The sequence below is a fragment of the Streptomyces sp. NPDC004561 genome (assembly GCF_053602155.1).
In genome coordinates, this window is the sequence record NZ_JBSGDB010000275.1 from 1 (window position 1) to 12006 (window position 12006).

General features: G+C 71.4%; 8 protein-coding genes and 2 pseudogenes. 3 read left to right on the forward strand and 7 right to left on the reverse strand.

The features are described from left to right. Nucleotides 1-538 (reverse strand): annotated as a pseudogene (locus ACWEN3_RS29375) (dimethylaniline monooxygenase); the annotation flags it as partial. Nucleotides 539-727: 189 nt separating this feature from the next. Between ACWEN3_RS29375 and ACWEN3_RS29380 the strand changes: the two are divergent. After that, on the forward strand, nucleotides 728-1954 hold the full coding sequence (locus tag ACWEN3_RS29380; RefSeq protein WP_452976731.1) for a glycoside hydrolase family 26 protein: 1227 nt from the start codon (nucleotides 728-730) through the stop codon (nucleotides 1952-1954). Nucleotides 1955-2114: 160 nt separating this feature from the next. Here the strand turns inward: ACWEN3_RS29380 and ACWEN3_RS29385 are convergent, their stop codons facing one another. From ACWEN3_RS29385 to ACWEN3_RS29410, 6 genes and pseudogenes are all read right to left on the reverse strand, one after another. Further along, nucleotides 2115-3299, reverse strand: a complete 1185-nt coding sequence (locus ACWEN3_RS29385) for a GNAT family N-acetyltransferase (RefSeq protein ID WP_452976733.1) — start codon at nucleotides 3297-3299, stop codon at nucleotides 2115-2117. Beyond that, nucleotides 3296-3940: a lipopolysaccharide biosynthesis protein gene (locus ACWEN3_RS29390; RefSeq protein WP_452976745.1), complete on the reverse strand. Its 645-nt coding sequence runs from the start codon at nucleotides 3938-3940 to the stop codon at nucleotides 3296-3298. The genes ACWEN3_RS29385 and ACWEN3_RS29390 overlap by 4 nt, the downstream gene beginning before the upstream one ends. Beyond that, nucleotides 3929-4375, reverse strand: a pseudogene (locus tag ACWEN3_RS29395) (succinate dehydrogenase/fumarate reductase iron-sulfur subunit); the annotation flags it as partial. The pseudogene ACWEN3_RS29395 and the gene ACWEN3_RS29390, both read right to left, overlap by 12 nt. After that, entirely contained in the window at nucleotides 4372-6303 is a 1932-nt protein-coding gene (locus tag ACWEN3_RS29400) for a fumarate reductase/succinate dehydrogenase flavoprotein subunit (RefSeq protein ID WP_452976735.1), read from the reverse strand. The gene ACWEN3_RS29400 and the pseudogene ACWEN3_RS29395, both read right to left, overlap by 4 nt. Further along, nucleotides 6303-7124 carry a hypothetical protein gene (locus ACWEN3_RS29405; protein WP_452976737.1) on the reverse strand — a complete coding sequence of 274 codons (822 nt, stop codon included), beginning with the start codon at nucleotides 7122-7124 and terminating at the stop codon, nucleotides 6303-6305. Before ACWEN3_RS29405 ends, ACWEN3_RS29400 begins: the two co-directional genes overlap by 1 nt. Nucleotides 7125-7152: 28 nt before the next feature. Continuing rightward, complete coding sequence (locus ACWEN3_RS29410) at nucleotides 7153-7443, reverse strand: hypothetical protein (protein ID WP_452976739.1); 291 nt, start codon at nucleotides 7441-7443, stop codon at nucleotides 7153-7155. A 288-nt stretch (nucleotides 7444-7731) separates the two neighbouring features. Between ACWEN3_RS29410 and ACWEN3_RS29415 the strand changes: the two genes are divergently transcribed. Then, the gene (locus ACWEN3_RS29415; RefSeq protein ID WP_452976741.1) at nucleotides 7732-9879 is read left to right on the forward strand and encodes an ABC transporter family substrate-binding protein; all 2148 of its coding nucleotides are present in this window, start codon (nucleotides 7732-7734) and stop codon (nucleotides 9877-9879) included. A gap of 141 nt (nucleotides 9880-10020) precedes the next feature. Continuing rightward, a complete protein-coding gene (gene typA, locus ACWEN3_RS29420; RefSeq protein ID WP_452976743.1) occupies nucleotides 10021-11937 on the forward strand; it encodes a translational GTPase TypA in 1917 nt (638 codons plus the stop codon). Nucleotides 11938-12006: the final 69 nt, after the last annotated feature.

Consider the following 12006-nt stretch of genomic DNA (forward strand, 5'->3'; position numbering starts at 1 on the left):
GCCCGCCGCCGAGCACGGTGACGTCCCCACCGCGGAACCCGTCGAGACCGGCGTGGTCGCTGCTGTGCGACACCAGCGTCGGCGGCAGGCCGCACAGCACGGCCGGGACCGCGGTGAACGGCAGCACCCCGACGGCGAGCGCCACCGTCCTCGCGGTCAGCGTCTCCCCGTCCTCCGTGACGGCCCGGAAGCCGCCGGAGCACGGCGCCACCCGGGTCACCGTCCGCTCGTCGACGCCGGGCACGGCGTTGCGCGCGAACCACAGGCCGTACTCGGCGAACACCTCCAGCGGCAGCGGCTCGGCGTGACGGGCCGTCATGCCGCGGAAGGCGCGGTAGACGTCGAGCCGCCAGCGGCCCTCCGGGTCGGACAGGTCGGACGCCCACGGCTGCGACTCCAGGAGCATCCCGCGGGGCATGTGGTCGCGCCAGGTCGCCATGGGCCGGCCGAGGACGCGGCAGGTCAGTCCGGCCGCCGCGGCGTGCGAGGCGATCGACAGGCCGTAGGGGCCCGCGCCCACCACCAGCAGGTCGTACATCAGCAACGGCTCGCTTTCTCGTCGTCCAGGAGCGGCACGCGGGGTCCTCCGTCCCGGCCGTTCGCCCGTGCGGGGGCCGGTCCCACCTGAAAGCCGTAGCCGCGCTGGCGGAAATCACATCGATATGACTGTCTGTCAATAACAGTGAGGAACAGGTGAGGACGCAGCCGAGTGGAGAGAGGAGCAGGCATGGCTCCACAGCAGCGGCGGAACCGCTTCCGGCGGCCGGCCCTGGTGGCGGTGTCGGTCGCCGCGTCGGTCGCCCTGGCGGCCGGCCCCGGATTCGCGGCGGGGACGGCCCGTATCGCCGACATCCCCGCCCCCGAACCGCCGGCGCCCACCGCTTCCGCGCCGGCCGCTCCCGCCCCCGTCAAGGCCGGTGTTCCGCCCTTCGGAGCCTTCCTCGACTCCGGAGCGACCGGGGTCGCGCACATCTCCGAGCTGAGCCACTGGCTCGGCGGGGCCGAGCTGAAGGTCGGGCACACCTATCTGCCCGGCGGGAGCTGGCAGGACATCGAGGGCGCGCCCGGCTTCCTGGACGTGTGGGCGCGGTGGCGGCGCGCGAAGGCCGACCGGATGCTCGTCCTCAACGTGCCCATGCAGGCGCACAACGAGGAGAACGTCCCCGACGACCAGGTGCGGGCGCTGCTGCGGGCGGGCGCGGCCGGCGCGTTCGACCACCACTTCCGCGCCCTGGCCGAACGGCTGGTGGAGCTGAGGGTGCCGGACACGGTGATCGTGCTCGGCTGGGAGATGAACGGCACCACCTACACCCATCGCTGCGGTCCGGACCCGGAGGCCTGGAAGAGCTACTGGAACCGGATCGTCACGACCATGCGCTCGGTGCCGGGGCAGAGGTTCCGGTTCGACTTCGCACCGAGCCGCGGCCGGGACGCCGTGCCCTGGACCGCGTGCTACCCCGGGGACGACACGGTCGACATCGTCGGCATGGACTCGTACGACCAGCCGACGGGGAAGTCGTTCGACGAACAGGTGACCGAGCCCTACGGTCTGCAGCAGCACGTGGACTTCGCGAGATCCCACGGCAAGCCCATTTCCTATCCGGAGTGGGGGCTCTTCCGCAACGGCGACAACCCCGAGTACATGCGACGCATGCTCGCCTGGTTCGACGAGCACAGACCGCTGTACAACACGCTGACCGACTATTGCCCGCACGGCGTGTGGCAGTGCCCGGACAACCCCAGGTCCTCGCAGGTCTACCGGACCGCCCTGAACGCCCGTCCGAACCTGCCGGTCCCCACCGCGCCCGCCACTCCCGAGCCCGCCACCCCCGAGCCGACGCCCACCCCGGTGCCCCCGGCCGGCTGCTCGCCGCTGAACCTCGGCGACTGGATCGAGTACTGGCTCGGCGCGAAGCTCTGCCTCCGCTCCGACTGGTGGTCGCGCGGTCGCTAGCGCTGTGACCGGAAAGGTCCGCCGGCTCGCGACGCCCGGCACGGCACCTCGCCGCGTTGTCGCATCACCCGAGTGCATCCAGTACGCGGGCGATGCTCCGCCTTGCGATCCACCGCACCGGACGCCGCGGGCTTTCCGGCAAACCTTCCCGGTCACAGCACTAGTCCCCGCCCCGCTCCCGCCACCGGCGCAGCACCTCCTTGCCCCGCTGCCGGGCGGCCGCTTCGCACAGCGCGGCCGTCAGCAGCGGTGCGGTGCGGCGCCGGGCCAGCAACAGCCGCTGGTTGACGACCGGTTCGGGGCGCCAGTGGTGCTTGTACGGCTCGTCGCCGCGCAGCAGGCTCAGCGTGCCGTGCCCGCCGGTGCCGGAGTCCGCCGCGCTGACCGCGCACGCGTCGAGCAGCATCACGGCCACGTCCGCCTTGCGCTCGCGCAGCCGGGGATGGGCCCCGTACAGATAGCCGCCGGCCAGGCCGCGCGAGAGCAGGGTCAGGTCGACGGCCACCACCTCGCCGTCCAGCCGGAACTCGGTGACCACCGCGTTCCCGGAGCGCACCATCGGACCGACCGCCCGCACCAGGTGGGCGCGGAACCGGGGACGCATGTGCTCGCCCGTCACCTTCCGCCCCTGCCACTGCAGCCGGTGCAGCTCCAGCAGCCGGCCGAGCGCCGCGGCCGCCTCCTCGGGCCCCACCGCCCGCCGCTCGACGCCCAGCGCGGTCAGCCTGCGCAACTTGGCCCGCACCCGCTGCTGGGCCTTGTTCGACGGCAGCCGGGCCACCAGCCCGTCCATGGGCACGGCGGGCAGCTCCAGGCACAGCGAGTCGCCGACCGTACGGCGCGGCCCGCGCCAGCGGTCGTACACCCGCTCCATCGCGCCGCCCGGCCGCACCTCGCGGAAGTCGATCAGCGCCGTGCGCGCCGCGTCCGCCAGCGCCTCGGCGAGGGCGCCGGCCGCGCGCCCGTCGTCGGCGTCGTCCAGCAGCACGTCCGCGTAGTCGGAGATCGCCCCGCCGAGCGGCACCAACGCGGGCAGCGGACGGCGGACCAGCATCAGCGGCGCGGCGGCCAGCAGCTCGTCCCCGGAGCGCACCAGCAGCAGCCGCAGCCGCCCGCGCCCGCCGTACGACAGCCACCACGAGTGCAGCCAGGCGTGGCTCTGGAACGGGGTCGCGGTGGCGCACCGTCCGAACAGCCGCTCCCAGGCCGGGGCCAGCGCGGCGAAACCGGCCTCACTGGTGACGAGTTCGGTGACGAGTTCGGTGACCGGTCCGGTGGCGGGGCCGGTGACGGTATCGGTGGTGCGGGCGGGCTGCGCGCTGCGCGCCGTGTCCGTGGCCGTCACAGCCGGCCGTGCGCGTCGGCGGCGAGAGCGGGACCGGGCACCGTGGCCGGGCGCACGGGCTCCTCCTCCGGCCGGCGTCCGGGCCGGACCAGCAGCGCGAGGGCGCCGAGCAGCCCGCCCGCGCTCGCCCCGACCAGACCGGTCATCCCGGCCGAGGCCGAGCTGGGGGCGGTGGGCTTCAGCGCCCGGGAGAACTGCAGGAGCTGGACGTGCGTGTCGGCCTTCGCGGCGTTCGCGTGCCGGGTGAGCGCCTCGGCCACCGCGTTGGCCATGCCGGCGGCCTGCGCCGGGCGGGCGGAGGTGGCGGAGACGGCCACCATCGGGGCGTCCGGCGAGGTCGCGGTGCGCACGTTGTCGCGCAGGGTGTTCACCGGCACCCCGGCCCACATCTGCGCGTCGCCGAGCACCGCCAGCTGGGTGGCGACCCGGCCGTACGCCTGCGCGAAGCCGAGCGCCGTGGCGGTGTCGGAACCCGCGGTGGGCACGGCGATGACATAGCTGGTCGCCGTGTACGTAGGCGTCTTCAGCACGCCGTACCCGCCGCCGAGGAGCCCGCCCGCGAGGACGCCGGCCGCCACCAGCGACCAGGCGGGCAGCGCGCGGAGGCGGGCGAGAGGGGTGGTGCGGTGGTAGCACTCGATGCACTTGCGGAACTCCTGCGAGCGGTCCACGTCCTCCTGGGACATGCGGTACTCGCCGGGGCCGAGCCCGGGGGGCGGGACGAAGGCCGGGACCTGTCGGGCCTTGTCGTAGTTGAAGCCGACGTCCGTCACCAGGTCCCGGATCACCGGGAAGGCGCGCAGCGGAGTGACCGTGATGGTCTCCTCGCGGGAGAACACCGACATACGGGTCATGCACAGCAGACGGGGACGGCCGTTGATCTCCGCCGAGCACGAACCGCACTTGCCCGCCTTGCAGTTCCAGCGCACGGCCAGGTCCGGCGCCTGGGTCGCCTGCAGGCGGTGGACGATGTCCAGGACCACCTCGCCGTCGTTGACCTCGACCGTGTAGTCCTCGAGGCCGCCGCCCTGCTCGTCGCCCCGCCACACCTTGAAGCGGGCCTCGTAGCTGCTCATTCGTACAGCTCCTCTTCGGCGAGGTACTTGACCAGCTCCTCCTTCTCGAAGAGGGCGAGCAGGTCGGCGCGGATGGGATCGGTGGTCTCGCGGGTCAGCCGGATCTGGCCGTGGGCGGGGTCGGCCGCCGCCAGGCCGCCGGTGGGGTCGGCGAGGGTGCACAGCAGGTTGACGTTGCGCCACCCGCGGTCCATCGTCGGGTGGTCCTCGCGGGTGTGACCGCCGCGCGACTCGGTCCGCTCCAGCGCGGCCCGGGCCACGCACTCGCTGACCAGCAGCATGTTCCTGAGGTCCAGGGCGAGGTGCCAGCCCGGGTTGAACTGGCGGTGGCCCTCCACCCCGGCCCGGCGGGCGCGGATCCGCAGCTCGGCGAGCTTCCGCAGCGCCTGCTCCATCTCGCCCTCGCGGCGGATGATGCCGACCAGGTCGTTCATGGTCTGCTGCAGCTCCTGGTGCAGGCTGTACGGGTTCTCCGGCGGGCCCGCCTCGCCCTCCGTCTCCGCGGAGAAGGGCCGCAGGGCCTCCGCGGCGGCCGTGTTGACCTGGGCCTCGTCCACCGGCGGGCGCCGCCCGGCCAGCCCCTGCGCGTACTGGGCCGCGTGCCAGCCCGCGCGCCGGCCGAAGACCAGCAGGTCGGACAGGGAGTTCCCGCCGAGCCGGTTGGAGCCGTGCATGCCGCCGGCCACCTCACCGGCCGCGAACAGACCGGGCACCTCGCGCGCCGCCGCCGTGTCCGACTCGACCGCGATGCCGCCCATCACGTAGTGGCAGGTCGGCCCGACCTCCATCGCCTCCGCCGTGATGTCGACGTCCGCCAGCTCCTTGAACTGGTGGTACATGGACGGCAGCCGCCGGCGGACGACCTCCGCCGGCATGCGGGTGGACACGTCCAGGAAGACCCCGCCGTGCGGCGAGCCACGGCCCGCCTTGACCTCGGCGTTGATGGCGCGGGCCACCTCGTCGCGGGGGAGCAGCTCGGGGGGCCGGCGGTTGTTGTCCGGGTCCTCGTACCACCGGTCGGCCTCCTCCTCCGACTCGGCGTACTTCTCCTTGAAGACGTCCGGGATGTAGTCGAACATGAACCGCTTGCCCTCGGAGTTCCTGAGCACCCCGCCGTCGCCGCGCACCGACTCGGTGACGAGGATGCCCTTCACCGAGGGCGGCCAGACCATGCCCGTCGGATGGAACTGCACGAACTCCATGTTCAGCAGCGGTGCCCCGGCCAGCAGCGCGAGGGCATGCCCGTCGCCGGTGTACTCCCACGAGTTGGACGTGACCTTGAAGGACTTGCCGATGCCGCCGGTCGCGAGGACCACGGCAGGCGCCTCCAGGACGAAGAAGCGGCCGCTCTCGCGCTCGTACGCGAACACACCGCAGACACGGTCCCCGTCCTTGAGGATCCGGGTGACCGTGCACTCCTGGAAGACCTTCAGGCGCGACTCGTAGTCACCGGTCTCCCGGAAGTCCTCCTGCTGCAGCGCGACGATCTTCTGCTGCAGCGTGCGGATCAGCTCCAGGCCGGTGCGGTCGCCGACATGGGCCAGCCGCGGGTACTCGTGGCCGCCGAAGTTGCGCTGCGAGATCCGGCCGTCCTTCGTACGGTCGAACAGCGCGCCCCAGGTTTCCAGCTCCCACACCCGCTGCGGGGCCTCCTGGGCGTGCAGCTCGGCCATCCGCCACTGGTTGAGGAACTTGCCGCCGCGCATGGTGTCCCGGAAGTGGACCTGCCAGGTGTCGCGCTCGTTGGCGTTCGCCATGGCCGCCGCGATGCCACCCTCGGCCATCACCGTGTGCGCCTTGCCGAACAGGGACTTGCAGATCACCGCCGTACGGGCGCCCCGCTCGCGTGCCTCGATGGCGGCCCGCAGCCCGGCGCCGCCGGCCCCGATCACGACGACGTCCCACTCCTGCCGGTCCACCACGGACATCAGAAAAACCTCGGATCGTCGAAGACACCGGACGCGACCAGATAGACGTAGAAGTCGGCGAGCGCCACGCTCAGCAGCGAGGCCCACGCCAGCTGCATGTGCCGGGCGTTGAGCCGGCCGACGAACTGCCACGCCTTGTAGCGCACGGGGTGCTTGGAGAAGTGCTTGAGCTTTCCGCCGACGATGTGCCGGCAGGAGTGGCAGGAGATGGTGTAGGCCCAGATCAGCACGATGTTGGCCAGGAACACCAGGGTGCCGAGACCCATGTGGCCCCAGCGGTAGTGCGGGTCCCGGAAGGACAGCACGGTGTCGTAGGTGAGTACGCCGGCGACCAGCAGGGCCGCGTAGAAGAAGTACCGGTGGACGTTCTGCAGGATCAGCGGGAAGCGGGTCTCACCGGTGTACTTCCGGTGCGGCTCGGCCACCGCGCAGGCGGGCGGGGACGCCCAGAAACTGCGGTAGTACGCCTTGCGGTAGTAGTAGCAGGTCAGACGGAAGCCGAGCGGGAAGATCAGGATGATGATCGCGGGCGAGATGGCCCACCAGCTCCCGAAGAGGTCCGCGTTCGGCCCGCCGTGCATGGTCCGGCAGTTGTCCGCCAGGCACGGTGAGTAGAACGGCGAGACGTACGGCGCCGCGTAGTAGTCCGCGTTCGCGAAGGCCCGCCACGTCGAGTAGACGACGAAGGCCAGCAGACCGGCCGCGGTGACGGCAGGGGCCAGCCACCAGCGGTCGGTCCGCAGATGCGGTGCGGAGATCGCGGCGCGCGCACCGGTGCGTACACCGCCGCTGTTCTGTTGGGGTTCCGTACCAGTGGCCAATGGATGACTCCGGTCGGTTCGGGTCGGATCAGGGGGCGTGCCGGTCGCGGGCGCCCAGGCCCTCGTCGTCCGAGTCCGTCCACAGGCTGATGTCGTACGGGGTGTCGGAGATGGTGACGAGTTCGGGCCGGCTGGTGGCGGCCGGGGTGCTGGCCGCCTCGCGCAGCAGTGCCAGGCTCTCGCGCAGATGGTCGGCGTCCATCCGGACCCGGCGCATCTCCAGACCGCCGCTGCCGAGCTGCTTCTCCAGGCGTCCCAGCGACCGGTAGAGGTCGTCGAGGCTGCGCTGGACTGTTGTCAGGTCGTCGTGCACGGACATGACTTGCCCTCACTTCCGCGGGTCCTGCGGTCCCTGGGCGGCGACGTTCATGCGCCTGCGAGTGTTGCGCGTCACACCTGTCGCTGTGAAGGCATCTGCACCGATTGGACTGGCGTGCGGGTGCAAATCCCGGTGTGTTTGCGCCGCACGGGTGGCTCGCTTTCCGTCGTCGCCGTGTCGCTCGCTGTTGCCGGATCCTTTCCTCTTCAGTAGCCGCATAGATCTGATCAGCTCCAAATACCGCCAAACGTGATCGTAACGCCCAGCGGCTTCCCGGAGGTAGCAGAGATGTCCCACCACGGCGTCGGCCTGCGCGCGGTCCTGCGCTCGGCCGCCTTCCTCACCGCGGGCGCGCTCGTGGTGCCGCTGCTCGCCGGCTGCGGTTCCGACGACGACGCCGCCAAGCCCCTCGTCGGGCAGGACATCGACCTGGTGGCCCGGGACCAGGTCACCGACGGTGGCACCGTGAAGTGGGCCGTGGACTCCCTCCCGGAGACCCTGAACACGTACCAGGCAGACGCCGACGCCGGCACCACCCGGATCGCCCAGGCGGTCCTGCCGTCGATGTTCCGGCTCGACGCCGCCGGCAGCCCGGTGGCCAACCCCGCCTTTCTGGAGTCGGCGAAGGTCATCGAGACCGAACCCCGCCAGGTCGTGCAGTACAAGCTGAACCAGCAGGCCGTCTGGAGCGACGGCCGGGAGATCGGCGCCGCCGACTTCGTCGCCCAGTGGCGTGCCCTGTCCGGCCGGGACAGCGCCTACTGGACCGCCCACAACGCCGGCTACGACCGCATCGAGAAGATCGAGCGCGGCGCCAACGACCTCCAGGTCCGGGTCACCTTCTCCCGCCCCTACGCCGACTGGAAGTCGCTGTTCTCCCCGCTGTACCCGAAGGACGTCATGGGCTCCCCGGACGCCTTCAACGACGGCGCCCGCCGGCTGCTGAAGGTCACCGCCGGGCCCTTCAGGATCGACAAGGTCGACACCGCCGCCAAGGACGTCGTCCTCACCCGCAACCCCCGCTGGTGGGGCAGGCCCGCCAAGCTGAACGAGATCGTGCTGCACGCCGTGGACCGGGACAAGCGGGTCGCCGCGCTGGCCGACGGCAGCGTCGACCTCGCCGACATCGACCCCGCCGACGCCGAGCGGATCGGGCTCGCCGACCGCGAGAAGGGCACCGGCACCCCGTTGCAGGGGGCCGGGAGGACCTCGGTGAAGAAGCTGCGCTCCTGGGCGCTCGCCCACGGCCTCGACGCCGGCCCGGCCGAGGCCGGCCGGGAGAAGCTGCGCGAGGCCATCAGCCGGTACCTGGACGAGCAGCAGGCCCTCGAGTCCTTCGAGGTCCGCAAGTCGCTGGAGCCCGCCTACACCCAGCTCGCCCTCAACGGCGCCTCGGGCCCGCTCGCCGACGAGCGGGTGCGCCGGGCCGTCGCCCGCGCCCTGGACCGCGAGGAACTGACCAAGCTGGTGCTCACCCCGCTGGGCCTGCCCGCCGTCCCGGTCGGCAGCCACCTCGCCCTGTCCGGGCAGTCCGACTACTCCGACGGCAGCGGCGCCCTCGGCGCCCAGGACACCAAGGCGGCCCAGTCGCTGCTCGCCGACGCCGGCTGGGTGCCCGGCGGCCCGGTCCGGGAGGAGAAGAAGGCCGAGAAGGCCGCCGGGCCCGAGAGCAGCAAGGAGGACAAGCCGGACGGCGGCAAGGTGGGCGAGTACATCGTCGGCGAGGACGACAAGGGCAAGCGACACGAGTCGGCCGAGGAGAAGAGCGACGAGGGCGGCCGGCACCTCGCGCGAGAGGGCCGGCACGGCGGCGCGGCGGGCGCGTACGCCCCCAAGGGCACGGCCGCCCCGGCCGGCGCGAAGGCCGCGCTGCTCGCCAAGGACGGCAAGGCCCTCGCGCTCCGCTTCGTCCTGCCCTCCGGGCCCGGCTCCGACACGCTGAACACGGTCGCCGAGCGGATCATCGCGATGCTGGACAAGGTCGGCATCCGCGCGACGATCACCAAGGTCTCGGACGAGAGCTACTTCAAGGACCACATCGCCTCCGGCGACTTCGACCTCGCCCTGTACTCCTGGCCGTCCTCCGCCTACCCGGCGACGGACGCCCGGCCGATCTACGCCAAGCCGGTGGCGGCGGCCGACGGCTCGGTCAACGTCGAGCAGAACTACACACGGGTCGGCACGGACCAGGTCGACCAGCTCCTCGACCAGGCGGCGGGCACGCTGGACGAGGGCGAGGCACGGGGTCTGATCAGGCAGGCCGACTCCCGCATCTGGGCCGCCGCCGGCTCGATCCCGCTCTACCAGCGCCCCCAGCTGGTCGGTGCCCGGAAGAACCTGGTCAACGCGGGTGCCTTCGGTTTCCAGACGCCGGTCTACGAGGACATGGGCTTCCTGAAGAAGGGGGCGAAGCTCTCGCCGAGCCCCAGCAGGTGACCGCCGGAACCGGCCCGGCGAGCCCTCGCTGCGAAGGACACGTACCATGGGGTGAGGCCGTGGCGTGTCCAGCCCGGCAGGACCCGCGCAACACAGACGTACGCGCAGGGCAATCCTCACACTCCGGGAGTTCGCCGCACCATGGCTGTGACTGCAACGCGTCACGACATCCGCAACGTCGCCATCGTCGCCCACGTCGACCACGGCAAGACCACCATCGTCGACGGCATGCTGAAGCAGGCCGGCGCGTTCGCCGCCCACCAGCTCGACCAGGTCGACGACCGGGTCATGGACTCGAACGACCTGGAGCGTGAGAAGGGCATCACGATCCTTGCCAAGAACACGGCGGTCAAGTACCACCCGAAGGACGGCGGGGACCCGATCACCATCAACATCATCGACACCCCCGGCCACGCCGACTTCGGTGGCGAGGTCGAGCGCGGTCTGTCGATGGTCGACGGCGTGGTGCTGCTGGTGGACGCCTCCGAGGGCCCGCTGCCGCAGACCCGCTTCGTACTGCGCAAGGCGCTCCAGCAGCGCCTGCCCGTCATCCTGTGCATCAACAAGACGGACCGCCCGGACTCCCGGATCGACGAGGTCGTCAACGAGACCTACGACCTCTTCCTCGACCTGGACGCGGACGAGGAGCAGATCGAGTTCCCGATCGTCTACGCCTGCGGCCGTGACGGCATCGCCTCGCTGACCAAGCCGGACAACGGCACGGTCCCGGCGGACTCCACCAGCCTGGAGCCGTTCTTCTCCACGATCCTGGAGCACATCCCGGCCCCGACGTACGACGAGGACGCGCCGCTCCAGGCCCACGTCACCAACCTCGACGCGGACAACTTCCTCGGCCGTATCGCGCTGCTCCGCGTCGAGCAGGGCGAGCTGCGCAAGGGCCAGACGGTGGCCTGGATCAAGCGCGACGGCACCGTGCAGAACGTGCGGATCTCCGAGCTGATGATGACCGAGGCGCTCACCCGCAAGCCCGCCGAGAAGGCCGGCCCCGGTGACATCTGCGCCGTCGCCGGCATCCCGGACATCATGATCGGTGAGACCCTGGCCGACCCGGAGAACCCGGTCGCGCTGCCGCTGATCACGGTCGACGAGCCCGCGATCTCGATGACCATCGGCACCAACACCTCCCCGATGGTCGGCCGCGGCGGCACCGGCAAGGGGGCGGACGCCAAGGCGGCCGTGAAGGACCGCAAGGTCACCGCCCGTCAGGTCAAGGACCGTCTGGACCGCGAGCTGATCGGTAACGTCTCGCTGCGCGTGCTGGAGACCGAGCGCCCGGACGCCTGGGAGGTCCAGGGTCGTGGTGAGCTGGCGCTCGCCATCCTGGTCGAGACCATGCGCCGGGAGGGCTACGAACTGACCGTCGGCAAGCCGCAGGTGGTCACCAAGGACGTCGACGGCAAGGTCTACGAGCCGGTCGAGCGCATGACGGTCGACGTGCCCGAGGAGCACATGGGCGCCGTCACCCAGCTGATGGGCGTCCGCAAGGGCCGGATGGACAACATGTCCAACCACGGCTCGGGTTGGGTCCGCATGGAGTTCGTGGTGCCGTCCCGCGGTCTGATCGGCTTCCGTACCGAGTTCCTGACCCAGACCCGCGGCACGGGCATCGGCCACTCGATCCACGAGGGCCACGAGCCCTGGTTCGGTGCGCTGCAGACGCGCAACAACGGTTCGCTGGTCGCCGACCGCTCCGGTGCCGTCACCGCGTTCGCGATGACGAACCTTCAGGAGCGCGGCGTGCTCTTCGTGGAGCCGGGCACCGAGGTGTACGAGGGCATGATCGTCGGCGAGAACTCGCGTTCCGACGACATGGACGTCAACATCACCAAGGAGAAGAAGCTCACCAACATGCGGTCCTCGACGGCCGATGTGGCCGAGTCGATCGTGCCGCCGCGCAAGCTGTCGCTGGAGCAGTCGCTGGAGTTCTGCCGTGACGACGAGTGCGTCGAGGTGACCCCGGAGGCCGTTCGCATCCGCAAGGTCAACCTCGACCAGCGTGAGCGGGCCCGCGCCGCGAGCCGCGCCAAGCACGGCTGATCCATCGGCAGTTGAGCCCAATGGGGGTGAACCGTTTTGATCGACAACCTGTTGCTCCGGCTGCGCCTC